The sequence below is a fragment of the Arcicella sp. LKC2W genome (assembly GCF_034931005.1).
In the GTDB taxonomy this organism is placed as follows: Bacteria; Bacteroidota; Bacteroidia; order Cytophagales; family Spirosomataceae; genus Arcicella.
In genome coordinates, this window is the sequence record NZ_JAYGIN010000037.1 from 1 (window position 1) to 26,339 (window position 26,339).

General features: G+C 35.7%; 21 protein-coding genes. 6 read left to right on the forward strand and 15 right to left on the reverse strand.

All coding sequences use genetic code 11. The features are described 5' to 3' along the window. Positions 1 to 319 precede the first annotated feature (319 nt). The 5 genes from VB796_RS22320 to VB796_RS22340 form a co-directional block, all read right to left on the reverse strand. Entirely contained in the window at positions 320 to 940 is a 621-nt protein-coding gene (locus VB796_RS22320; protein WP_323348812.1) for a hypothetical protein, read from the reverse strand. Between the two features lie 233 nt (positions 941 to 1,173). After that, on the reverse strand, positions 1,174 to 3,363 hold the full coding sequence (locus VB796_RS22325; protein WP_323348813.1) for a S9 family peptidase: 2,190 nt from the start codon (positions 3,361 to 3,363) through the stop codon (positions 1,174 to 1,176). A gap of 296 nt (positions 3,364 to 3,659) precedes the next feature. Further along, complete coding sequence (locus VB796_RS22330) at positions 3,660 to 5,006, reverse strand: hypothetical protein (RefSeq protein WP_323348814.1); 1,347 nt, start codon at positions 5,004 to 5,006, stop codon at positions 3,660 to 3,662. Between the two features lie 157 nt (positions 5,007 to 5,163). Further along, positions 5,164 to 5,685 carry a PAS domain-containing protein gene (locus tag VB796_RS22335; RefSeq protein ID WP_323348815.1) on the reverse strand — a complete coding sequence of 174 codons (522 nt, stop codon included), beginning with the start codon at positions 5,683 to 5,685 and terminating at the stop codon, positions 5,164 to 5,166. A 233-nt stretch (positions 5,686 to 5,918) separates the two neighbouring features. After that, on the reverse strand, positions 5,919 to 7,139 hold the full coding sequence (locus VB796_RS22340) for a 3-phosphoshikimate 1-carboxyvinyltransferase (RefSeq protein ID WP_323348816.1): 1,221 nt from the start codon (positions 7,137 to 7,139) through the stop codon (positions 5,919 to 5,921). 240 nt (positions 7,140 to 7,379) lie between these two features. On the opposite strand from VB796_RS22340, the gene VB796_RS22345 reads away from it, so the two are divergent. The 4 genes from VB796_RS22345 to VB796_RS22360 all read left to right on the forward strand — a co-directional run bounded on the left by VB796_RS22345 (position 7,380) and on the right by VB796_RS22360 (position 13,119). Next, complete coding sequence (locus VB796_RS22345; RefSeq protein ID WP_323348817.1) at positions 7,380 to 8,411, forward strand: hypothetical protein; 1,032 nt, start codon at positions 7,380 to 7,382, stop codon at positions 8,409 to 8,411. A gap of 97 nt (positions 8,412 to 8,508) precedes the next feature. Then, on the forward strand, positions 8,509 to 10,503 hold the full coding sequence (locus VB796_RS22350; RefSeq protein ID WP_323348818.1) for a transglutaminase domain-containing protein: 1,995 nt from the start codon (positions 8,509 to 8,511) through the stop codon (positions 10,501 to 10,503). A 78-nt stretch (positions 10,504 to 10,581) separates the two neighbouring features. Beyond that, positions 10,582 to 12,489: a DUF3857 domain-containing protein gene (locus tag VB796_RS22355; protein WP_323348819.1), complete on the forward strand. Its 1,908-nt coding sequence runs from the start codon at positions 10,582 to 10,584 to the stop codon at positions 12,487 to 12,489. Between the two features lie 9 nt (positions 12,490 to 12,498). Beyond that, entirely contained in the window at positions 12,499 to 13,119 is a 621-nt protein-coding gene (locus tag VB796_RS22360) for a LysE family translocator (RefSeq protein WP_323348820.1), read from the forward strand. A gap of 75 nt (positions 13,120 to 13,194) precedes the next feature. Here the strand turns inward: VB796_RS22360 and VB796_RS22365 are convergent, their stop codons facing one another. The 3 genes from VB796_RS22365 to VB796_RS22375 all read right to left on the reverse strand — a co-directional run bounded on the left by VB796_RS22365 (position 13,195) and on the right by VB796_RS22375 (position 15,666). Further along, a complete protein-coding gene (locus VB796_RS22365; protein ID WP_323348821.1) occupies positions 13,195 to 13,680 on the reverse strand; it encodes a hypothetical protein in 486 nt (161 codons plus the stop codon). A gap of 74 nt (positions 13,681 to 13,754) precedes the next feature. Beyond that, positions 13,755 to 15,245, reverse strand: a complete 1,491-nt coding sequence (locus tag VB796_RS22370) for a hypothetical protein (RefSeq protein ID WP_323348822.1) — start codon at positions 15,243 to 15,245, stop codon at positions 13,755 to 13,757. A 73-nt stretch (positions 15,246 to 15,318) separates the two neighbouring features. After that, positions 15,319 to 15,666 (reverse strand): LytTR family DNA-binding domain-containing protein, encoded by a 348-nt coding sequence (locus VB796_RS22375; protein ID WP_323348823.1) that lies wholly within the window; start codon positions 15,664 to 15,666, stop codon positions 15,319 to 15,321. 125 nt (positions 15,667 to 15,791) lie between these two features. On the opposite strand from VB796_RS22375, the gene VB796_RS22380 reads away from it, so the two are divergent. Beyond that, positions 15,792 to 17,735, forward strand: a complete 1,944-nt coding sequence (locus VB796_RS22380; protein WP_323348824.1) for a tetratricopeptide repeat protein — start codon at positions 15,792 to 15,794, stop codon at positions 17,733 to 17,735. A gap of 32 nt (positions 17,736 to 17,767) precedes the next feature. Here the strand turns inward: VB796_RS22380 and VB796_RS22385 are convergent, their stop codons facing one another. The 4 genes from VB796_RS22385 to priA form a co-directional block, all read right to left on the reverse strand. Continuing rightward, entirely contained in the window at positions 17,768 to 18,277 is a 510-nt protein-coding gene (locus VB796_RS22385) for a hypothetical protein (protein WP_323348825.1), read from the reverse strand. A gap of 83 nt (positions 18,278 to 18,360) precedes the next feature. Beyond that, positions 18,361 to 18,999, reverse strand: a complete 639-nt coding sequence (locus tag VB796_RS22390; protein ID WP_323348826.1) for a response regulator transcription factor — start codon at positions 18,997 to 18,999, stop codon at positions 18,361 to 18,363. A gap of 306 nt (positions 19,000 to 19,305) precedes the next feature. Then, on the reverse strand, positions 19,306 to 19,899 hold the full coding sequence (locus VB796_RS22395) for a transposase (RefSeq protein WP_323348827.1): 594 nt from the start codon (positions 19,897 to 19,899) through the stop codon (positions 19,306 to 19,308). Between the two features lie 435 nt (positions 19,900 to 20,334). Next, positions 20,335 to 22,827, reverse strand: coding sequence for a replication restart helicase PriA (priA, locus tag VB796_RS22400; RefSeq protein WP_323348828.1), 2,493 nt, complete (start codon positions 22,825 to 22,827; stop codon positions 20,335 to 20,337). 187 nt (positions 22,828 to 23,014) lie between these two features. Here priA and VB796_RS22405 point away from each other — a divergent pair, with 187 nt between their 5' ends. Beyond that, positions 23,015 to 23,149 (forward strand): hypothetical protein, encoded by a 135-nt coding sequence (locus tag VB796_RS22405; protein WP_323348829.1) that lies wholly within the window; start codon positions 23,015 to 23,017, stop codon positions 23,147 to 23,149. Here VB796_RS22405 and VB796_RS22410 read toward each other — a convergent pair. The 3 genes from VB796_RS22410 to VB796_RS22420 form a co-directional block, all read right to left on the reverse strand. Then, on the reverse strand, positions 23,146 to 24,606 hold the full coding sequence (locus VB796_RS22410) for a UDP-N-acetylmuramoyl-L-alanyl-D-glutamate--2,6-diaminopimelate ligase (protein WP_323348830.1): 1,461 nt from the start codon (positions 24,604 to 24,606) through the stop codon (positions 23,146 to 23,148). The genes VB796_RS22405 and VB796_RS22410 overlap by 4 nt on opposite strands. A gap of 65 nt (positions 24,607 to 24,671) precedes the next feature. Then, complete coding sequence (locus tag VB796_RS22415; protein WP_323348831.1) at positions 24,672 to 25,286, reverse strand: hypothetical protein; 615 nt, start codon at positions 25,284 to 25,286, stop codon at positions 24,672 to 24,674. 41 nt (positions 25,287 to 25,327) lie between these two features. Next, positions 25,328 to 26,335, reverse strand: coding sequence for a hypothetical protein (locus tag VB796_RS22420; protein WP_323348832.1), 1,008 nt, complete (start codon positions 26,333 to 26,335; stop codon positions 25,328 to 25,330). Positions 26,336 to 26,339: the final 4 nt, after the last annotated feature.

Sequence of the window (26,339 nt, forward strand, 5' to 3'; positions counted from 1 at the left end):
GATAGCCATCAATATTCACAGAAAAATTAACGGTAGCTCGATTACCAATAGCCAAATTTTATTTCGTGCAAATGTCAAAGAACTTTTCAATATCATTAGAACTTAACAGCCCTGCTCCATCGGAGAGGGGTCGGGGGTGAGGTTTTGCATTAATAAGTATATAAGTCCGTTTTGTTTTGCCATTTTGTAAGTGTACTTATGTTTGTATTGTCGTTATTTGGTTCCTCAACTTCTCGTATGTTGTTTCTACATACGAGAAGTTTTATCAACGAATTCAACTTCCCGAAAGTAGAAATAACTTTCGGGAAGTCAAACGGTATTAATCAAAATCCAACTTCCCTGTTAATGGCATTCCCTCATGAAATGCCTTAAAACTATCTACATTACCAAACCAATTCAATACTTCTTCTCTTTGTAAGTTAGTCTGTTTGCGAGATAAAAAGGCGTGATATGATGAATAATTCCATGCTGATAAATCTTTAACAAAACCATGATGAACTGGATTTGCATGAATGTAATAGACTAATTGAGTGAAATACCCTTCCGTTTCAACAAGTTTACGTTTGAAATTAGGCATAAACAAACTTCCTTTTCTCCCATTTTGTCTATTGAACGCTTGTGAATATGAACTAAACAGGCTCGCAAACTCTCGACTTAAAAAATTAGGAATATCTTCTTCCAAAAGTATTTTACTTGATTGGGTTTTGTATTGACACGCCTTTTGCAAATCAGGCTCAGCTTTAATTCTAATGAGGAAATGGATATGATTTGGCATTAAACAATAGGCAAATGTATCAGCAATTGGACTAATAAAAGTAGCGTAACGCTGTAAAAAATAACGATAATTTTCAGAATTTAAGAATAAATTATCGCTTCCATTGGCATGATTGTAAATGTGGTAATAATTTTCTGGTAATAGGGGTATTTCGTAATTTTTCATAGTAGAATGTATTTATTTAGTTAAAATATCGAACGTTCTATCAGAGAATTAAACTTCCCGAAACAATTCCATTGCGGGTAAATAACTTTCGGGAAGTGAAGTAGGCGTTTTATACTTCTCGAAAGTTTTTTCTACTTTCGAGAAGTTCTTTCAGAGAATTAAACATTCGAGAAGTAATGCCAGCGTTTTCAACTTCCCGAAAGTAAAAAATAACTTTCGGGAAGTGATAACCCTTACAAATTCTTCTCCAAGAAATTCGTCATCATCGTATATAAATGCAAGCGAGTATTTCCGCCGTAGATACCGTGATTTTTGTTTGGATAATAGAATGATTGGAACTGCTTATTGGCTTTGATTAGGGCATCTTCCAATGAAATCGAGTTTTGGAAATGTACGTTATCATCGCCCGTGCCGTGTACTAAAAGGAAATTGCCTTTTAAGTTTTTGGCGTAAGTTACAGGCGAGTTTTCGTCGTAACCTGTGGCGTTTTCTTGTGGTGTTCTCAAGAATCTTTCGGTATAAATTGAGTCATAAAAACGCCAGTTGGTAACAGGTGCAACGGCGATGGCTGTTTTGAAATAATCTGCTCCTTGAAACAAACAATTGGACGACATATAGCCACCATACGACCAGCCAAAAATACCAATTCTACTTTTGTCCACGTATGGCAATGAACCCCAATATTTCGCTGATTCTATTTGGTCTTTTACTTCCAATTTACCTAAATTCAAATAAGTAACTTTCTTAAAATCTGCTCCTTTTCCGCCTGTTCCACGATTATCCACACAAGCCACGATGTACCCTTTTTGAGCCAAATGCTGAAACCACATGAAATTTCCATTGTCAAATTGATTCAATACTTGCTGACTTCCAGGTCCACCATACAAAAACATAAATACTGGATATTTTTTCTTTGGGTCAAAATCAGTTGGCTTAATCATCCATGCGTTCAACTCAATATTTTCTGAGGTTTTGATGGTCATAAATTCTTTTGGAGCAATATTATATTCTTCCAATTTTTTACGCAAAGCCAAATTTTCTTCCAAAACTTTTACCAATTGTCCCATCGGAGCTTTGTATAAACTCACTTTCAAAGGGCTATTCGCAGACGAATTTTGAAGAATATAATATTTGAAATCCTTGCTAAAATTGGCTGAATTCATGCCTTTTTCAGTAGTCAGTTGTTTTTTCAATTTACCGTCCAAAGAAATGCTGAATAACTGTCTTTCAATATTCGACATTTCTGTTGAGGTGAAATACAAAGTTTTCGTTTTTTCATCAATACCATAAAAATCAGCTACTTCCCAATTTCCAGTCGTGATTTGACGAATCAACTTTCCTGTTATATCGTACAAATACAAATGTTTAAAACCGTCTTTTTCTGATGACATCACAAAGCTTTTGTTATCCGCCAAATAATAAACATCATCAGCAAAGTTTTCAACGTCCACGTAAGTCTTGCTTTCTTCGGTCAAAATAACGTCTATTTTACCTGTATTGGCATCGGCATGAAGAATCTCCATTTTGTTTTGCAAACGATTTAACCTATTCAATGACAATACGTTAGCATCATTTGTCCAACGGATTCTTGGAATGTACTGGTCAGTTTCTTTACCAATATCTACTTTTGCAATTTTGCTGTCAGTAAGATTAAAAATAGATACCGAAACCGTTGAGTTCGCCTCTCCTGGTTTTGGGTATTTATATTTGTAGTCGGTAGGGTACAATTTGCCCCACATTTGCATATTGTATTCTGGAACTTTCGTTTCGTCGAATGAAATAAAGGCAATTTTTTTGCTATCGGGCGACCACTGAAATGCTCTTGCAAACGAAAATTCTTCTTCATAAACCCAGTCGCAAGCACCGTTAATGATATGATTCCACTTGCCGTCTGTCGTGATTTGTTTTTCGTTCATTGTTGCCAAGTCAACCATGTACAAATTGTTGGTACGCACAAAAGCCACTTTTGAACCATCGGGAGAAAACGTAGCGAACATTTGTTTTCCACCTTTTGATAATTGTACTAATTTCTTGGTTTTGAGGTCATAAACGAAATTTTCTTCACGAGAAGAACGACGATAAATCGGCTCGCTTTCGGTAGAAATCAATATTTTTTGTTCATCAGCCGAAAGGGCATAATCTTCGATAGCAACCTTTTTACCAAGATTTTCAACGCTGGTAGCGGCATCAAAAAGGGTTTCAACGGCTGCTCCGTCGGTGACTTGGTGTTTCACGATTTTATCGCCTTCCAAAGCTGAATAGAACGCTCCGTCTTTCATCCAGTTTATTTGCTGAACGCTCTGCGAACGAAATGTACCTTTTGCCCAAATGTCTTCGAGGGTGATGTTTTTTTTCTGAGCTACAAGTTGCGAGCCTTGAGCAACAAGGATAATTAGGAGAAATAATTTGATTGATTTTTTCATTTTTTTGTTTTTTGCAACCACATAGTTTTGATAGAAAACATAGTTAATAGGGGTTAATTTTTTCAAATTCTTTATTTATATGAGCAATCAGAATCTTGACTAACGCAGGCAGGGTTTTGCCCCCTGCCTGCGTTGATTATCATATAAATCTTTATAGTTCTGTTTTCTTTTTAGTTATTTATATGGTTGCGTTTAAGGGAATTTGTTGATTTTTGTAATCTCTGTTACTTACTGATAACTATATGGTTGCAAGTTAAAAAAAATAGGCAATAAAATCATTTATTGCCTATGGGGTGTTATTCTAATTTCTTCTTCCGATAAATGACGACTCCGTATTCTGCTCGTTTTCCGTATCTCGAAATGGCATCGCAACCTTCTAACGATTCCACAAATTCGAGTTCTCTGTTCTTAAATTCTTTGAGCTTTTCAGAAGTAATTTCTTGATTATCAAGAATGTAAATGGGTACAGGTTCTGGTTCGATATTTCTTAGACGTTTCAACTCACTCAATACTCTTGAAATACTGATGCCTGCGTGTGCCGTCCATCTTTCTTTTTCGGTTTGAATAAAAACGGTGTCATTACCAATCGTAATCGGTTCAATCAATTGCGAAACCATCTGGCTATTTTGGTTCGTCACCGTTAGTTTGTTTTTCGTTCCTGCTACCACTTTTATGCTTTGCATGGCTTCGGCATCAATGGTTTTACGGTTTACTTTTTCCGTTTCAAATTCTCCATTGATTAAATAAACAGGGCCATTAGCTTGATAAACAGCTTTTCTAAAGGCATTAAATTGTTCAATATTGGTCAAAACGGTATCGGTAATGACTTTCCATTTCTCGTTTTTATCTTGCATTTCGCCAATCAATCGAATATTCGCCAAAGCCCAATTCAGTTTTGCTTTATTATCTTTTGTTGTAACTGCAATTAATCCTGACTTTGCTTTATGTCCGAAGAATTTCAAAGCATCCTCCTTCCCAAAAACTTCAATTTGCTTGACTTTTGCTACGTCAATATGCTGATAATCATAGGATTTTGGTTGTAGTCTTCCATCAATCATCACTCTTGGTTTTGTCGAAACGATAATGGTATCTTCCGTTCTGAACACATCTAAAACGGGCGAATCCGACGAGCATTTATAGCGTATGGGTTCAAGGGTATATTCTTTGAAAAAGTAAAAATCACGGGGAATATTGGCGTGGTCTTGATAAATAACCGAATGTGGTTTTTTATAACGAGCTGTTCCAAAATACTCTTTAGTTTCTGGATTATATCTGAAAGAACGAGCTGAGTCTGTTTTTATCAGTAAAATCTCGTAATTAGGAATTTTATTGAGAATTTTCTTATTGTCAAAAGAAATTCCATTGACATTTATTGAAGCAATTTCGGGGATAGAATCATAGGTGTATTTATTATTTTTAGGAAAAGCATCCGCAAATGAAACCCGTGTAGTCATCCGTCTAATCGTAGCTGGGTTGGCGATTTTAGGGGCATCAATATACTCTACATCATAAAAAACGGTATCGTTAAACACAATATTTTTATGATAAAAACTGGTAATGGAGAAACTCCTCTTGGGATTACTTTGTGGATTCTGAGCAAAAAGATTGAAGGAGACGAGTAGAAGCAGTAGTATTTTTTTCATGGTTATTTGATAAGATTAAAGATATAGCTTACACAAAAACGATTTTAAGTAAATCATATTGCAAATTATCAATCAATGAACCAAGTTGTTGTTAATGAGTTGTTAATGCAAAAACGGGATAAAGTTTATAGCTAAACTTTATCCCGTTTTTTATGTTTCACTCCGAAACTTCGCTTTCTAAGGCTAAAAAATTCACTAACTCATTTATCTTATTAAACATGGGATAAATTGTTACTTTACACAAATACGACTCCCCATTTTTGCGATAATTCGTAATAACGGCATCAACAATTTCTCGTTTTTGAATTGCCTCTCGAATAGTCTCTCTTACTTCGGTTTCGGTGTCTTTTCCCTGTAATAATTTTGGACTTTTTCCTTTCGCAAATTCAGGAGGATAGCCAGTCATGCGTTCAAAACCTGTACTGGCAAATCGAATAATTTGTCTGGTATCGGTAATGACAACTGCACTAATATTTTCTTTAAGATACATTTTGAAATCTACCCACTGAGTCCAGCCCTGTTTTAGGGCATATTTACAGATAATTTCATAATCATTTTGCGACTCTTCAGATAGTTGTATCGGAGGCGTAGCGAACTCATTTCCAATCATTAATGGGTGGATTAGTCCCAAATTTGAAAATGTGTCTGTGTTTACTTTTGGAGATAAATTAAAATACATAGGGTTTTGATTAACAGAAGATTACGATAAATATAGGCAAAAAAGTCCTACCAAAAAAATACTTTGGCAGGACTCTATTTCATCAAAATAAATCTTGTTCGACGTTCTATTAAAAGCAATTAAACAAAGAAGTATATATCTATTACTATGTTAATCTTTTGTTATGGAAACGTGCTTCTTTCTTCTACAAAAGTATTTTTGGGTCTTTTCAATTATTTTCACTTCGACAAAATTTATTGTATTTTCTCAAAATGTTTCCAGAAAGAAGGATATGATTTCACTACTACATCTGGCTCTTCAATCACTACATCCATCAATAGAGATAAAGGTGCAAAAGCCATTGCCATACGGTGGTCGTCGTAAGTATAGATTGACGTTGGCACAGTCAATACATCGGCTGGCGTGAGTAAATATTTATGGTTAGTTTCTATTTCTTCTAACTTCGTCCCCATCTTGATTAACTCAGTTTGAAGAGCATAAATACGGTCAGTTTCTTTTACTTTCAATGATTCAATCCCCGTCAAAGTCAAAGGTACTTTTTTCGCTGCTGCCACTACACAAACTGTTTGGGCAAGGTCAGGACAATTGGTAAAATCCCATTCCAAAGCTGAATCCGCAGGAATTTTTGTCAATTTAAAACCACGTCCTGTATATTCAGATTTCACACCCAAATGACTCATAATATCTGTAATAACGGAGTCTCCTTGAAGCGAATTTTCTTTCAAACCTAATAATTCTAATTCTGCGTCTTGATTTTCTGAAAGTGCAACTGCCGAAAACCAGTAACTTGCTCCCGACCAATCCGACTCAATAGCATACGGAATTGGCTCGTATTTCTGAGCAGGAACGGTTAAGGTCATATTATCCCAATTTCTCGAAATTGTCGCACCAAATGCTTCCATTTGCTTCAAAGTCATTTCGATGTACGGTTTTGAACCTAATTCTCCTGTAATTTCCAACACTAAACCTTCGGGCAACAAAGGAGCAATCATCAAAATGGCCGAAATGTATTGCGAAGAAACATCACCACGAATTTGCAAATGATTATTTCCCGAAAAATTAAAACCTTTCAGTTGTAAAGGTGGATAACCTTCTTTATTAACATACTCAATATCAGCACCTAACGAACGCAAAGCATCTACCAAAATCCCAATCGGACGCTCGCACATACGTGGCGTACCCGTCATGGTTTTTTGCTGACCCGTTACGGCAAAATAAGCCGTGAGGAAACGCATCGTTGTACCTGCATCAATTACGTCAGCAACGGCATCATCTGAAGCCAATAAACGCATCATCGTTTGGGTATCACGAGCTTCAGCAAGGTTCGACAAATTATCTTTTCCACCCGCTAAGGCATTAATAATCAAGGCTCTATTAGATTCTGATTTAGAAGAAGGCAAAGGTATTTCCGTTTGGAAAGAATGCTGGATTTTGGGAAGTAATATCGTTTTCAAAAATATATCTGTTTTTTGGAGGTGTAAAATTAATAGAAAAGATTGAAAAATTAGGGTAAAGTTGTAGAGATACGGCAATGCTCGTCTAAAATTGGTTTAAACGAAAATATTTAAAAGGGGAAGTAACACAGACTTTAGTCGGTCAATTTAATAGTTACAGACTGAAGACATCTTTCCTAAAATCATAAAACTGTCACCAATCCGACATCCATATTTGCAAATCATCCGTATTTTTACAGTATGAATAAGATACAATTACCACTTTGGCTCATCAAACTAACCCATTTTGAATATTGGACTTGGTGGATGTTTTACATTCCATTACTTCCTTATTGGCTTTGGCAGGCTATACGTACTCGCTCACTAACATTTTTTACCAATGCCGACCCTTGTATTGATTACGGTGGTTTTTTTGGAGAATCTAAAATGGATATTCTTCGGCAAATTCAGAAGGAATATTTACCCAAAACCATTTTTATTAAGAAAGAAACGCCGCTAAAAGTTATCCTTGATAAACTCATGCAAGAAGATTTAGTGTACCCAATTATTTGTAAACCAAATGTGGGAGAAAGAGGTACGCAGGTCGAGAAATTATACAGTAATTATGATTTTATGGAATATCTCGGTAATGTTCATGAAGATTTTATCATTCAAGAATTCATTACTTATGACATTGAATTAGGTGTTTTGTATTATCGCTATCCAGACCAAACAAAAGGTCATGTTTCATCGGTAACTCGCAAGGAATTTCTTTCGGTTATTGGCGATGGAAAATCAACCGTTGAACAATTGATGCAACAATCAACCCGAGCCAGATTTCAGCTTGATTCTATGCGTAAACGTATTGGCGATATGGGTATGAATGAGGTCATAAAAGCAGGTGAAAAACGGATTCTTGAACCCATCGGGAATCATTGTAGAGGCACGAAATTTTTAGACAATAATTTCCTCAAAAACAGTCAATTAGATACTATTTTCGATAAAATTGCTTTACCAATTGATGGTTTTCATTATGGACGATTTGACATGAAAGTAAAATCAATTGAAGATTTGTACGAAGGAAAAAATATCAGAATTATGGAATTGAATGGCGTAAGTTCTGAACCTGGGCATATCTACGACCCCAAAAATACCCTTTGGGCAGCTTACCGAGATTTGGCTCAACACTGGAAAATTATTGCCGACATTTCCATTCAACAACAACGCAGAGGCATTAAACCTGTTCCCGTCAGCACTTTATGGAAGGTAGTAAGCGGGCATTTCTCAACATAATTTTAAGGCATTGGTTTTTCAGCACGAAATTTGCTTATATTCACCGAAAATTAGTACGTTTTACGTTTGCAAAATCAACCCTTAAAATTCCTACACAATGCCTTTTGTTTCCACTACCCTCAGGTACACTCTTCTTTGCGTGTGTTCTACCTTGTTTCATCTTTCAACTTTTGCTCAGGATTTACCCATCAAATTTGGGAAAATTGATATAGCAGACCTCCAAATGAAAGTTTACCCAAAAGATACGGCTGCTGAAGCGGTGATTTTGGCAGATTATGGAGAAAGTTATCATCAATATAGTTCTGTTGTGGGTTTACAAATGATATATTTTAGACATCGTAGAATTAAAATCTTAAAAAAAGCTGGATACGACTGGGCTACTCATGCTATTCTAACCACTCATTCTCGTTCGGGCGGAAAAGAATATATTAGCGACCTCAAAGGAGCAACCTACAATTTGGTCGATGGGAAAATCGTAACAGAAAAACTCTCAAAAGAATCCATTTTTGATGAGAAAATTTCCGAATATCACTCACAAAAAAAAATCTCCTTGCCAAGTGTCAAAGAAGGCTCAATCATAGAATATACTTATCGAATCACATCAGATTTTGATACTGAAATCAAAGCTTGGGAATTTCAAAAAAGCATTCCAACAATCTGGAGTGAATATCGAGTGATGATTCCATCATTTTATAAATTTCAAGTAATATCACAAGGATATGAACCCTTTTTAATCTCTGAAAAAAAGGGAGAAAATATCAATTTTGGACCCAACGTTGAATCCGAATTAGGAGATAAATTTCGTTGGGTAATGAAAGATGTTCCTGCTCTCAAAGAAGAACCTTTCATGACCACGATTGATGATTATCGGGCTCAAATAGAGTTCGAAATTGCAGCATATACGCCAAAAGGTGGTTCTCACAAATATTATTCTATTACATGGCAAGATTTTGCCAAAACCTTGAATGACTACGAAAATTTTGGTCTTCAATTAAAAAAGAGCCATTTTATCAAAGATGTTGCGACCAACATAAAAGTAACCGCTAAAGATACATTGAGTAAAGTTCAGGCGGCTTATGACTATGTTTCAAAAAATATGACTTGGAATGGTAATACCTCATTTTTTTCAAGTTCAAATTTGAAGAAAGCCTTTGAAACCAAAACAGGAAATTGTGCCGATATAAACCTTCTGTTAGTGGTTTTGCTTAGAGAATTAGGGCTTCAAGCTGACCCTGTGGTGCTAAGTACACGTGATAATGGACGAGTTTTGGACAATTATGTTCTTGAAAGAAAATTTAATTATGTCATTGCCCATACAATTGTAGATGGAAAACCGATGCTATTAGATGCTACCGAACCAATGTCAAAATTAGGCGTTTTGCCTATTCGTTGTTTAAATGAAAACGGGCGACTTATTCAAGAAAATACAGCAGATTGGATTTCGTTAAGCTCAAAAGAAAAAATGTCAAAAACCTTAATTCTGAACATGAATATAACTCCAGAAGGACAGGTTAACGGTAATTTGGATATTGCTTTTGCAGGATATTATGGACAAGATTATCGACAAAGAATCAAAAAAGAAACGAAGGATAAATTCATCGAAAACTTCAAAAAATCACACCCAAATTGGGAAATCACCAAAACATCAATTGAAGGAATCGAGGATTTTACAGTTCCATTAGTTACCAAATTTGAAACCTCTATCAATGAAAAATCTAATGTGGCAGGCAATCTTATCTATTTAAGTCCGATGATTGGTGAAGGCGAAGAAAAAAATCCATTTGCAGGCTCAGAACGCAAATTCCCAGTCGATTTTGGAACACTTGTAGATGAAACCTTTGTGGCAACTTACACCATTCCAGCAGGATATGTTATTGAAGAAATTCCTAAAAGTATAAAAGTAAGTTTACCAGAAGATGGCGGTCGATTTATGTTTGTAATTGGCACGCAAGACCAAGGGAAAATTACAGTTTCAAGTAAAATCAGTCTCAAAAAAACTACCTATTTGGCAGAAGAATATGAATCTCTTCGCAAATTCTATGACCAAATTGTACAAAAACACGCAGAACAAATTGTATTAAAAAAACAATAATGTTGAGTTTTGGAAAGTCTTTTAGTTCACACAGGGTGGCACAGACACAATCTACCAGAAAAAGTAAATAATCCTCAAATGAAAAAAAATCTTTTTACCCTAATAATATTCTCTTTTTTACTCACAAATCTCCAAGCCCAAAACCAATGGGCAGCCGATAAAATTCCTGCTGAATTAACCGAAAAAGCTCATGCCGTTATTCGGTTGAGTGAGACGTTTTTTACAGTAAAAAATTTGGGAGAAGCCACTGAAAAAAATCATATAGTTGTCACAATTTTAGATGAAAATGGCTTAAAAGATGCGTCAATGACTATTTTCTATGATAAATTAAGTAAAGTCAATGATTTTGAAGGGGTTTTATATGATGCAAAAGGAGAGAAAGTCAAAAAGCTAAAAAATGATGATATAAGAGATGGAAGTGCCAATGCTGAAGGGACTCTATTTTCTGACAATCGTTATAAATATGGAGCTTTCAAATATGCTCTTTTCCCGTTTACCGTAGAGTTTTCTTACGAAACTACGTCTAAAAATATGCTTTTTTATCCCTCATGGTTTCCACAAGAAGATGAAGAAAATGTAACCATAGAATCTTCACTTTTTAAGATAAAAATGCCTGCTGGAATGGAATTACGCTACAAATTATTGAACGGAATGTCTAACCCAACGATTGAAGATGTAGAAGGTGGCAAATCTTATTCATGGCTCGTAAAGGGATTGAAAAGGTATGAAAACGAACCTTATTCTCCGAAATGGACGCACTTTGGAAAAGGAGTTTTAACAGCACCCGCCGACTTTGAAACGGAGGGCTTCAGAGGTAGTGCCAAAACATGGAAAGACTTAGGCGAATTTGATAATTTGTTAGCAAAAAATCGAGATATTTTACCCGAAAACATAAAGCAGGAAGTGCAAAAATTGGTCGTAGGAATTAATGACCCAATGCTAAAAACCAAAAAAATTTACGAATATTTACAGTCAAAAACTCGGTATATCAGCATTCAGTTGGGCATTGGCGGTTGGCAACCATTTGAAGCCAAACAAGTAGCAGAAAAAGGCTATGGCGACTGTAAAGCCCTGTCGAATTACACCAAAGCTCTCTTGAAAAGTGTTGGTATTGAATCTTTTTATGCTTCTATTAAAGGCGGAAATGGTCAGAGAGATATTCAAACAGATTTTCCTTCACAACAATTTAATCATGTCATTTTGTGCGTACCTATGAAAACTGATACCGCTTGGTTGGAATGTACTTCTCAAAGTAATCCATTTGGATATTTAGGCACTTTCACCTCCGACAGATACGCTCTTTTGGCAACCCCTGAAGGTGGAAAATTAGTAAAAACGCCAACGCTCAAAGCCTCAGATAATCAACAAAACAGAAAAATTGACGTTAATTTGGGTGATGATGGCAACGCTACTGCTGAAGCAATTACTGTTTTTACAGGTATCTTACAAGAAACTTATGCCGATATGAATACCGTTTTGAGTATAGAAGACCAGAAAAAAGCACTTTTTAATACGATTGAGATTCCAAGTTTTGAATTAAATAAGTTTAGTATCCAAGAAGAAAAAAAGCGTGTTCCATCTGCAACGGTTAAATTGTCATTAGCCGTTAGAAAATGTGCCTCGAAAAGTGGAACAAGAATGTTTTTGGTACCCAACTTAATGTCGGCAGAAAATAGTATTCCGCCTGCATCCGACAAACCCCGTGTACATGAAGTAGAATTGAAAAACACTTATACAGAGACTGATACAGTAACGTATATTTTACCCAAAAATATTCAAGTAGAAGCCAAACCAGAAGCGGTAAAATTAGAAAGCAAATTTGGTACTTATTACGCTGATAATCAGATAAAAGATGGCAAACTGTTTTATGTTAGAAAATTTGTTAGAAATCGTGGAAAATACCCTGCTACGGCATACACAGAAATGATTGACTTTTATAAAAAAATCGCCAAAGCTGATAAAATGCAGGTTGTTTTAAAGTTTTAATCTCTTTCCATGCTCATTTTCCTCCTCACATTTTTTATCAGTTTCGTTGGTTCAATTCACCCTGGACCATTGAATTTGTCGGTTATTCAAATGACCCTAAAAAAGGGATTGGGCATTGGACTTTTAGTGGCTTTGGGTGGCGTAATTCCAGAAATTATTTATGGATATTTAGCCGTAGAAGGGGTTATGATTTTCGAGAAATATCCAACTGTTTTTAGTATCATGCAGTGGGCAGTTGTTCCTATTTTATTAGTCTTAGGTTTTGTTCAAATAAACGCATCTAAGACTAATAAAACAGAAATTAAAAATACCGAATCCAATCATATTAATAGTGTCGGCAAAGGCTTTTTCCTTTCGCTTTTTAATCCTCAACTTCTCCCCTATTGGATTGTTATTTTAGTTAATTATCAAAACTATCAACTACTAAAAATCTATACGCTAACCAATAAGTTATTCTTCGTTTTAGGAACAAGCACAGGGGCTTTTGCCCTCAACTATGTCTATGCGTACATTGCCTACAAACAACGTGAAAAGATTTTTAAATACCTAAACCAAAATCGTTTTGAACAAATAATTGGCTGGACATTTATCTTAATGGGACTAATTCAGGGAATAAAACTGTTGATTTAAGTAAATTTTTGAAATTAAACTGGCAAAATAAAAATCAACCTCCTATTAGTCAACATTTTACCAAACATCGAAAAATCAATTCACCTGAGCATTTACTATAACTCCTTCTGTAATTACAATTTTGCTACCGTCAGACCCAACCGCAGTTCCAGAAAATATGGCATTGGCATAAGTCAATGTATTTACTGCTTTGGTTTTGGTAATGGTCAATGTTCCAGAAGACCCTTTCATCTCTTTTCCAATAAAATAATTCACTTTCGATGCTTGTTTGATGAATTGAAAAATTCTATCGTTGGCATCTTCAAATTTATAAACCGTGCCTACGGTAGCACAATTAATCAAAGCCATCGATAAAGCCTCTTTTCCCCCTGTAGACTCCAATGCCCCAGTTCCCGAAAAATTGCCTGCGGAAATTGCTCCTGCACCAATATCGCTTTTCCATAAAACACCATTAATTTTCATGGATACATAACTTGTTGTGCTTGCGGGTGTTACTTCGCTTGACTTAGAACAGCCTAAAACACCGCAAAATATTACGAGAAGAATAATATATTTTTTCATGATTTTTGTTTTTTAAAGTAGCACACGTTTCAAACCTGTATAATAAACGACAGATTGGAAATCTGTCCTACTATTTATTGTTTGATAACCAATACGTTAAATATCGTTCCGATTGGCATTGCCGTTGAATCTTCCACATAAATACCCCAACTTGCTCCTGTCCAATATACGCCAAATGGTTTATTGAGATATGTTCCAAAAGCGTGAGTAACGAGCAAAATATCCGTAGAGTTATTGGCAAGTGTAGTGTTCGGAATTGTCAAAACGTTTCCTGACGTATTAGAGGCAGATGTTGTAATTTTGAAGGCAGCCTTTGTACTGGCAGCTCCCGAAACTCTAATTCCTCCTGCAATATCAAGAGCCGTTTGAGCAATGACACTTAAAGCCGTTCCTCCCGACAAATTAACAAATTGAGCAACAGGAGCAATGGCAGACGTATTATCTGCATAAATTGCCGAACCACTCGAAGAGGTAGCCGTTAAACCTTTGCCAGATGTTGACTGGAAATAACCCGCATCGCCTGAATTACTCGTAAAATAACCCCCAACGCCTGATACACTTTCTCCCAAAACACCCAAACCAGATGAAGTCGATTTACCATAAACTCCTTTTCCCGTCGAAGCATCACCGTACACACCATCACCCGTGGTGAGTCCTCTACCCCAAACACCTCTGAATGAATTAGTTGCACCATAAGTTCCTGTACCAGCTATTGACATACCCCAAACTCCCGTAGCATCGCCAAACCCTTCAATGGCAGTAGTGGTAGAAGAGGCTCTAACACCACGTGCATTACCTCCAATAGCTTGTACTGCGGCTTTCCCACTAACGAAAGTAGCTCCTGTTTCTGCAATGATACCATCTCCAAATGAAGACACGCCCGAAACGCCAGCTCCACTACCTACATGAACCCCTTGAACACCATATCCAATCCCATTATTTGATTGATTTCGCCCAATTACGCCACTTGTATTAACCGTTGGATTGATTTTATTGGCATAACCAATTATTCCATCGCCAGAAACTGACTCTCCGACAATGGCAACACCCGTCCCCGCATGAGTACCATAAACACCATAACCAAAGGAATTTAAAGTGCTATTATGTCCACGTACGCCATAAGTATTGCCTGTAATTCCAACGTTTGTTGATATTCCATAAACTCCAGAAACTTGACCTAATCCCTGAGCTTCTCCTCTAATACCTGCCGCAGATGATACAGCAGATGGCCCAATCCCAACGATGGCATTAGTACCCGATGGAATCGAAGGAGCATATAAAGTAAGCGGGGCATTGCGAGAGGTAGCTCTTCCCCAACCAAAATTATAAGTGAAAATTTCATTGACATCGGTATCATAAACCATCAATCCATTGGCTGGTGAGGCAATGGCATTTCGTTGAACAGTCGTCATTCGAGGCATCAAAAAACCTTTAGTTGTACTACTCACGTCCAACATCGCCGATGAATTAGGTACTGCTCCCGTTGAATTTACCCCCATTTGGGCATTGGCTGTTTGTAAGAATACGCACAGCAGAATTGTCGATATATAATAAATCTTTTTCATTTTTTCGTTTGGATTAATTGTTAGTTTATATTTTGGGATTGGACTTTGAGTCCAAAAACTCATACCTCATAATTCATAACTCTTGCAGAGCATTTCGCTTTCTACGAGAAACTGGCAATTGCGTTTCATCTTTTAAAAAAAGGTGCGTAATACGCTTTATATCAAGTTCTTGCGTATCTTTCACATATCTTTTATTAACACAAAAAGCACGATGAATCCGAATGAATGAATCGTTTAATGAGTGCTGAATATGATACAGAAGGGTTCTTGGAGAAATTTTCACCTTGCCATTATAGAGGTGAATCAGCGTATAATTGATGTTGCCTTCTAAATAAAGAATATCATCAAACGGAATTTTATCTTTCCGCTTGTGCTTATTGGGCAACAAGAAAAAACGAGTATTTTGAGTAGGGCTTATCATGACTTTGTGAGGTATGTTTTTACCAAACAAAGTTCTCTTGAATCACTAAAAATGTAAATCCTTAATTTAGGGGAAATCATATCCCTAATTTTAGGGATATTTGAAAATATTATGAAATAACCTCCATGAAAAACACACTACTACTGTTTTTGCTATTGTTCAATTTCTCAACCTTCGGACAAAGGGGAACTATTGACCGACTGAAAAATGAATTGAAAAAAATGGAAGAAATGCCCGAATCCTATACTCGTGACACGTTGTGGTCGAGAAAGGTGAAGGTTTTGATGTATCACTATACTTTTATCAATACTGATTCCGCTTTGTTTTATACCAAACAGCTCTTAGCGATTTCCGAAAAGCGAGGTATCGAGACAAACATTATTCATAGCTATAATTATTTTGGGTATTTGTACGGCTTGGAAGGCAATCACTTTATGGCTGCCCAAAATTATTATAAAGCACTCGGCATGGCCGAAAAAAGTAATGATGAAAAAAGGGTTTTGGATAGCAAGCGATATTTAACAGAAGCTTATATTGGTTTAGGAGATTATACAAAAGCCTTAAAATTTGGCAATGAAGCACTATTATTAGCCAAAAAACGAAAAGACAATAATGAGACTTTGGCGAGTTTAAATAATTTGGGTAGTATTTATCTTAATCAAAAATACTTTAAAAAGGCTAAAAATCACTTCCAAGAAATGGAGATTTTAGCCTTAAAACTAAAAGATAATGACTTCATATCGTTATCTTTTTATTATTTAGGAAAAGTAGCATTTGAGACAAAAAACTACGAACAAGCACATCAATTATTCAAGGATTTACTCAAATATTATGAACCTCAAAGTATTAATCATGCCGTCACTCAAATTGATATTGCCGAAGTTTTTATTGCCCAAAAAGAATACAAAAAAGCCATTCCAATGATATTGGAAGCTCAAAAAGTAGTAAAACAACAAGGTGGAGAAAATTACTTACCAACTTCTTATAAACTACTTTATGAAGCCTATAAAGCTCAAGGAAATAACCACGAAGCCCTGAAGTATCATGAAAAATTCATGACGCTAAAAGATAGTATCTCAACCGAAAGTACCCAAAGCAGAATAAAATCCTTGCAATTTGAATACGACAACACGCTCAAAGAAAGCCAGTTACAAAAACAAAATATTGAATTATTGGAAGAAAAAACCCAAAAACAACAAATTTCTCAAACCAGAAATCTATTTCTTTTAGGTGGAATTTTAGCCTTGATTTTGGCGAGTGTTCTATTTTGGAATAATCGGAAATTGAACACAAAAAATCAACAAATTGAATCTCAAAAAACCCAAATCATGTTGGCTCAAGAACAATTAGAAAATGCCAATCAGAATTTGGAATATAGGGTAACACAACGCACCCAAGAATTGGCTTTGGCAAATCAAGAGTTAATCAATAAAAATGAAGAAATCAAAACTGCCCTTTTTACAGGACAAAGCATTGAACGTAAGCGAGTTGCATCTGAATTGCATGATAATGTAAGCAGTCTTTTGTCGGCAGTAAATATGAGTATGCAAGCTATTAGTGGTAAAACATTATCGGATAATGACCAAAAAATCTACAAAAATGTGCGTGAAATGATTAAAAATGCGTATTCAGAAGTCAGGAATATTTCGCATAATATTATGCCAGCAGGTTTAGAAAAAGACGGACTTTTAACAACCATTGAGCAACTTTTAGCCAAAATAAATCTTAATAAACAATTATCTTTTAGTCTTGAAGCCCAAGGAATGGAAAGGCGTTTGCCTGTGCAAATTGAGTTGAATGTTTACAGCATTATTTTAGAATTAATTAACAATATCATCAAACATTCAGAAGCCACAAAAGCCACAATCTTAATGGTAAATCAAGACGATTATTTTAGTTTGCAAGTAAAAGATAATGGCATTGGTTTGGGTAATAACACTGGAAATTTGGGGAATGGTATGGAAAATATTAAATCAAGAATTGAAGCTTTGAATGGGAATTTTGCTTGTGATTTTGGAAATACGAAAGGAGCAAATTTTGACATAAAAATACCTCTTAATGCTGATTAAGAGGTATTTTATAACCTTTCTAATAAGATAATTTATCGAGTAGTTGCTTCAGTCGTTATTGGAACGGCAATATTTACCTCCATCGTGAGCATCTGCCGACTCGGCATTCCTGGACAACCACCAACGCCACATCCTGGAGGGTTTCTCGGAATAACAATTCCAGCAGAACCATCTGGGGATAATTTATTTGCTGAATATCCAGCACCCGATAATTTCAAGAAACTACTAATCAACTTATAAGTTGAGCCTTCATTTTTAAAAAGTAAAGGCCCTTGAAATTTGTTCGTTGCATTATCTCCAAAAAGAGCCTTCCCGTCTAATAATGACGATACAGGAAGCTGTAATACATTGTTTCCATCCACTAATTCTATGAGCGTATTATTTTTAACAAGCGAATAATTTCCGTACAAAAGAATAACCTTTTGCGTAGTGATAGCCGCCGTTCGTGCTGAATTTTTAGACGATGGTTCAACGGCAGTATTACAAGAAAATGTAAAAATAACCGCAATGAGTACGAGTAGGGAAAGGATAGTCTGTTTCATCTTGTTGTTGCTTTAATTGTTTTATGGGAGTAAATTTAGGAATTGTCTAAGCCGAATGTCAATCCTTAATTTTAGGGATTTTATTAAAGTATGCCGTGTTTCAAAGCATATTTTACCAAGCCAACGCTGGTATTTACGCCAATTTTTTGGAAAAGATTTTTACGATGACTTTCTACGGTGGTGGGACTAATAAATAATTTTTCGGCAATTTGAATACCTGATAATTCTTGAGAAATAAGTTTGAGAATTTGGATTTCTCTATCGGTCAAGATAGATTTAAGAGCTTCTTTTTCGGAGATATAAACTTCATTTTGGGCTTCCGCAAGGCTTAAAATCGCTTTGTCGCTAAAGTATTTTTTGTTGTTGATTAGACTTAAAATCGCTTCTTCTAATTCTTCTTTTTCAGCAGATTTGAAAATAAAACCATCCGCACCCGCCTGTAAAGCGTCTTTTATCGTTTGAGCATCTTCGGAAACAGTCAGCATCAAAATTTTGATTTGAGGATACTGTTGTTTTACTTTCCAGACCAATTCCACTCCATTCATCACAGGCATTTGCACGTCAGAGACAATCAAATCAACTGATTCTTTTTCAAGAATTTGCATAGCTTTTTGTCCATTGGAAGCTTTACCAACTAATTCAATATCTGGAATGGTACTGATTAGCAAGCTGATACTCTCCAACAAAATCTGATGGTCTTCAACAACAATTACTTTTTTCATGGATTTTCGTGGTATTTATACGGAAAATTAAGGGTTTTCCTTAATAAAATAGCATAAATGGCAGATTAGTTAGTGAATGGTAGAGACAAGGCATTGCCTTGTCTAACGTAGAAAAGCGGACTAATATGAAAAAATAACAAGCCTTGTCTAACGTAGAAAAGCGGACTAATATGAAAAAATAACGAGACTTGGCTAACGTAGAAAAGCGGACTAATATGAAAAAATAACGAGACTTGGCTAACGTCATTGAACGGAATACATTGAGACAAGGCAGTGCCTTGTCTCTACCAAATAGAAATAGATAAATTACAAACCTGTATCATTAAAAAATTTATCCTTTTCCCACGTTAAAGGATTATTGATAATATATTGACTGACATTTTCAAACGACTGCCCATCCCTGATAATATTATCCCAAAATCTGGTTTGCCAACCAAATTCTAAAGAGGGAAAGGTTTTATTAATATGCTTTGTGCAGATAGATTTATAAGAACCAATGATGGAAGAAACTGTATCACTACCTTGATTTCTCAAACGAGCTTGCCCAATCGTTTTACCTATTAATAATTCAGAAATTATATCCTTAGAATTTTGATTTGTTTCCACTTTATAACGCTCTTTATCCAGAATCAAAACCCCATGAATATGATTTGGCATAACTATAAATTCGCCAAGAGTTACAAAAGAAAAATGCTTTGGAATTTCGTACCAAAAGCCTTGAACAATAGCTCCTTCAGTAGATAATTTCATTTTACCATCTTCGCATTTTCCAAAATAGTGGATACGATTTTTAGTACAAATAGTGATGAAATATGCACCATCAGTGCCATAATCCCAATTTTGAAGTCGTGCAGAGGGAATACGATATTTCCCTTGAAATTTATCGGTGTTTTCTGTCATTTTGTTGTTGTTGTTGTAGAGACAAGGCACCGCCTTGTCTAATCGGTAGAATTGGCTACAAATATTTTTTTGAAGATACTAATCGCTTAGATTTTGCCTTGCCTAATCGGTAGAATTGGTTACAAATATTTTTTTGAAGATACTAATCGCTTAGATTTTGCCTTGTCTAATCGGTAGAATTGGTTACAAATATTTTTTTGAAGGTACTAATCGCTTAGATTTTGCCTTGCCTAATCGGTAGAATTGATTACAAATATTTTTTTGAAGGTACTAATCGCTTAGATTTTGCCTTGTCTAATCGGTAGAATTGGTTACAAATATTTTTTTGAAGGTACTAATCGCTTAGATTTTGCCTTGCCGTATGTGATTGCTATACATTGCGAGTAGACAAGGTATTGCGAGTAGACAAGGCAGTGCCTTGTCTCTACTAAAATATCAACCGCAATCCACATCAACTACCACCGAAATTCCTTTAAAATCCTTCGATAATCTTAGATTCATTACTTCTTCGGCAATAAATGCTTTGGCAGCTTTTAGGTTGAGGGTTTTCTCTAATTTTATCATTACCTCAAATAAAAACTGATTTCTGATACGTTCTACCAATGGTTTTTCTGGGCCTAAAACTCGTTGTTTACTCAATTTTTCGGCTAATTTATTAGCTAATTCTTGAGCCGCTTTTTCGGCAATGGGTTGGTCGATATGTTTAACGGTTATCTGAATTAATCTTGTAAAAGGTGGATATTGAAAATCTTCACGCTCTTTAATTTCATCACGATATAAACCAACGTAGTCATTCTCAATAATCTGTTTCAGAATTTTTTGCGATGGATTATTGGTTTGCATCAGCACTTTCCCTTGCGTTCCTCTCCTACCCGCACGCCCCGAAACTTGGGTTAATAACTGAAATGCTCTTTCCGCCGAACGGAAATCTGGGAAGTGAATCATTCGGTCAGCATCGAAAATACAAACTAAGCTAACTTTCTCAAAATCAAGTCCTTTTGCCACCATTTGTGTACCCACGAGCATATCTACACCACCGCTTTCTACTTCATTTATCAAGGTTTGAAATGCACTTTTGGTACGAGTAGTATCTAAATCCATACGAGCAATTTTTGCCGTTGGAAAGATTAATTGCAATTCTTCTTCAATTTTTTCTGTACCATAACCTCTCGTCCGCAACTTTACCGAACCACAGGCCTGACAAGTTCTGGGCATGGGTTCGTGATGTCCGCAATAGTGACAACGCAATTCTTGCCCATTGTAATGATAGGTCAAACTAACATCGCAATTATTGCAAGATGCAATGGTATCGCAGTCTTCACATTGAATATACGGCGAATATCCACGACGGTTTTGGAAGAAAATAGTTTGCTCTTTTTTCTCTAAATTTAGCCGAACTCGGTCTAACATCAAGTCCGAAAAATCGCCTTTTACCATCTTCTGTTTTCGAGCAATCTTAATATCAATCAACTCAATATCAGGCAATTGTGTATTTCCAAAACGTTCCTTCATTTCCACAAAACCATAACGATTGGTTTGGGCATTATAAAAACTTTCGATGGAAGGCGTAGCTGAACCCAACAAAACTTTCGCTTTTTGTCGATGGGCAATCACCACCGCCACATCACGAGCGTGATAGCGTGGAGCAGGGTCAAATTGTTTATAAGACGTTTCGTGTTCTTCGTCCACGATGATTAAACCCAAATTATCAAAAGGTAAAAACACGGCAGAACGCACCCCAACTACAAAGGAAAATTTACCAGAAACAACGCCTTTCCAAACTTCTACACGCTCATTATCAGAAAATCTTGAGTGATAAATACCCATTTTATCGCCAAAAACTTTCCGTAATCTCACTACAATTTGGGTGGTTAAAGCAATTTCTGGCAGGAGATACAAAACTTGCGAACCGCTCTCTAAAACTTGCTCAATCAGCTTAATATACACCTCCGTTTTGCCACTTCCCGTAATTCCGTGTAGAAGCGTTGTGTCCTTTTCTTGAAAACTATTCATGATTTCAGAAAAAGCCTTTTCTTGCGAAGTAGAAAGTGTAGGCGTTGGAGCTTCCACAAAATCAAGGTCTTCCTCAAAACGACTTACTACAATTTCAAACTGCTCTAAAATGCCATTTTTGACAAGTGTTTTTATCGCACTATCAGAAACCTCTGCTTTCGTTAAAGCACTCTTTTCTAAACCTTTACGATTCAATTCTGGCGAACGCAACACAGGAACGTAGCGAAGATAATGAAGCAAAACATCTAATTGCTGAGGCTTTTTTTCTAATTCTCCCAACAAAATTTTTAGATAACTTACGTCTTCATAAAAAGAAGTTAAACGGACTTTTTTTAGAATTTTGGGCGAATATTTCTCTCGAACTTCTTCAAAAACAATAATGGCTTTTTTCTGAATCAGCGACTTAATAATGTGATAAACATTCTTGACTTCGGCAAAACGAGCGAGTTCATCATAATTCAAGGATTGATGTTTTTTCAACTCTTCAATAATGTCAGTTTCACGCTCTGTCAGGAGGTCTGGATACGAAAATTCGGGATTGTATTGAACTTTTGAAAGGCTTGATATTTTGAGTCCAGACGGCAATGCCACGTTCAGCACTTCACCAACCGTACACATATAATATTCTGAAATCCAATGAAATAACTCAATTTGTTGAGGTGTCACCAACGGAGCATCATCCAATAATTCAAGCACATATTTTGCCTGATATTTTTCGGGAGGTTTATTATGAAGTTTCGCCACTACCGCCGTCACGACCTTCGTTTTACCAAACTGCACAATGACTCTCGCCCCTACGCAGATACTGGTAGCGTACTCACGAGGCACTCGGTAGGTATATAAATTCGGAATGGCGACGGGGATAATCACGTCGGCAAAAACGGTAACTTCTTCTTGAAATTTTAAGGATTGCATGATGCAATTTACAACAAAATCATAATTTTATGAATCAATGATTTTGTTGTAAAAGGAATAATATTACAAAATGCTGACTTATAACAAGTATAAATTGTAATTTTCTCACATTGAGGAAACGGTAGTTACTTTATCAATTTTTAGCCGTAATTTTATGACATCATTCAAAAACTAAATCTCTATCTACATGAATTTTATTTCTAATTTGTCAAATTACATCAAAGAAATTTTATCGGTTTATCCATTACCATCTCGTAAAAATGTGGTAGTTCGTGGACCATTCAATTATCTTTTATTGCTTGTTCATCAATTGAGTAACTAAACTCCAAAGGCTTCTGCCAAGATTTCTTTATCATCAAAATGATATTTCACTCCTTTGATTTCTTGGTAGTTTTCATGCCCTTTTCCTGCTACTAAAATTATATCTCCTGCATCTGCTAATTCTCTGACAGCCAACAAAATAGCTTCTTTTCGGTCTTCAATAATTTTTGTTTTCTTGAAATCAATTGGTGGTATTCCCTTACGCATTTGTTCCAAAATTTCGGCAGGGTCTTCATTACGTGGATTATCGGAAGTCAAAATCACTTTATTGGATAATTCACAGGCGATTTTTGCCATGATTGGGCGTTTGGTCGCATCACGATTTCCTCCGCAACCTACAACTGTAATAATTTGCTGATTACCATCTTTAATTTGATTGATGGTTTTCAAAACGTTTTCCAAAGCATCGGGCGTGTGTGCATAATCAACAATTCCCACTTTTTGGTCTTTCACCGAAACTATTTGTTCAAAACGTCCTGGAGCAGTTTGCAAAGCAGACATTTGCACCAAAACTTCGTTTTTGTCTTCACCAAGCAAAACTGCCGCACCGTAAATTGCCATCAAATTATAGGCATTGAATGTTCCAATCAATTGAAAATGAATATCTTGATTATCAATTTCCATTTGCAACCCATAAATACTATCCGAAATAATACGTCCTTTTACAGTGGCAAGGGTTTCCAAAGAATAAGTATTGATGCTTGCTTTGGTATTTTGTAACATCACGCCTCCACGACGGTCGTCGATATTAGTCAGAGCAAAAGCCGTTTTAGGAAGAGCATCAAAAAAGCCTTTTTTAGCTTTGATATAATTATCAAATGTTCCATGAAAATCAAGGTGGTCGTGGGTAATATTCGAGAAAATTCCACCCGAAAACGTTACGCCCGTAATACGATGCTGTACCACAGCGTGCGAACTTACTTCCATAAATGCGTGTGTACAACCTGTTTGAGCCATTTCTGCCAATAATTTATTCAAATTGACGGCATCTGGCGTGGTATGTGTGGAAGGAATAACGTCATCATCAATTTGGTTCTGCACCGTCGAAATTAACCCACAACGATAACCCAAAGCACGGAACAAACGAAACAACAAAGTAACGGTGGTTGTCTTGCCGTTTGTCCCTGTGATACCAACTAATTTCAGTTTTTTAGAAGGATTATCGTAAAATTCAGAAGCCATATATCCCAAAGCCTCAGAAGCATCTGGCACTTGAATATAAGCAACATTGTCAGCCTTATTTTCGGGTAAATCTTCGCAAAGAATTGACTTTGCTCCCATCTCAATAGCTTTGGCTATAAAAGTGTGTCCGTCCACTTGTGTACCTTTCAAAGCCACAAACATTGAACCTTCCGATACTTTACGAGAGTCAATAATGATTTCGGAAATCGTTATATCAGCGTTTCCGATAATATTTTTCTTTTTGAGTGATGAGGTTAGTTGAGATAATGTTTTCATAATATTTGGTAAATATAAACCCCCGATTTTGGCGGGGGTTTGGTAATTTTGATGTCTATTTAAAATTACATGAGATATATTGCACTATCAATGAAGAAGAAAACGCCTTTATTGGTAAGAACATTTTCATCATGCAAATCTTCTAAAATGATTCCTAATGCAATATTGAAGTAATCGTTGTTTCTTTTGTGTTGAAACCCATTTTTCTCTAAAAAAAGCCTAACTAAGTCTAAGTCAGTAGCCTCAGTAGATTCAATAAAGGGTTGTTGAACAACAGCATAAAAAGCATTTGTGTCTCTATAAAAACCTAATAATTGATATGATGTTGTAGGGAATAGAAAATTATGAGCTAATAGACTAATGAAATACTCCTCCCAAGAAGAATAAAAGATTGCATCATTAATTTTTACAACCGATTTACCATCATCATTTAGATATACTTTTTGCTCTGCTCCTTCACCAATATAAGTATTCTCATCCAATGACTCATACCACAAATCATTAGCATTAGCATAATTTACCAAATAAGCTATTTCATCTTCTTTACTGATGAGTTCTGATTTTTCAATCTTTCCACTTGTTCTTTTGCTTGCTCTAAGGAAAAAGAGGATTGTTTGGATAAGATTTCCTTCTGCAATTTCGATAACTCCTGTAATGATATTTCTAAGTTCATAGCTCATTATTTTAAATAATTGACTGTATAGTTTTCAAGTTATGGTTATTAATAAACCTGTTTAGCTTTCAAGTCTGTAATTAATTTTGAATCTATCAAGAATGTACGTTTTTCTCCAGAACCTACTTTAATATAGAAATTCACTTTCATGGGTACATCAAATGACCCTTTCTGAACTCTAATACTCAAAGGACGGTCAACACCACTTTTATCTGATTGTTTTTCTATATTCTCAATGTCTTTACTATTGAATTCTCGCTTTCCGACGATGGCATTATTGGGTAGTGATAGCTCTGTAATTAATCTTTCGTTAGACTTCAGTTTTCTACTGAGTGCATAATAAATTCCCATTTCAGCAACATCTTTTTTATTCTTTGTATCTGACAATTCATTATCTGCATCATCAAAACCATTGGCATAAAATCCAACATTTGTTACTGTAACGTGAATTTTATTATCCAAAATATCTAAAATTTCATCTGTTTGTTTGAGTTCGCCTTGTAGTTCGTTAAATTCTGCTTTTTTGATGGCAACGGTACTTTCTAAGTCTTGAATCGTATTTTTTTGGTATGAAATAATACTATCTTTTTCCTGTAAAATCTTCTGAAAATTAGCAATTCTTACTTCATATTCACCAATTGTTTTGGTCATTTGAGCTTGTAATTTTGCTTTATCTACCGACAGTTGAGCTATTTGTTTCTTTAATAAAGCCATCATTGTGGCACGTTCTTCTTCGTTTTTAGCAGTCTGTTCTGTCGATATTTTCTCTAATTTTGTTTGTAATTCATCTATCTTTTTCTGCTTTTCTTGAATATTGTTACGGTTATCTTTGATATCATCTCTGAGACGTTCAAGGTCAGTATTAATCATTTTGATTTCCTCGGCATTCATTTGAATTTGACTTACTTGCAAATCCGTTTTCTTGTTTTGTCCAAACTGATTATAAAACAAATAAAGCACTCCAAGCAACAATAAACCAAGTAATCCATTACGTAGTAATACTTGATTAGAAGAATCTGAATCACTATTTTCAGATGTTTTTTTAAATAATGACATATAA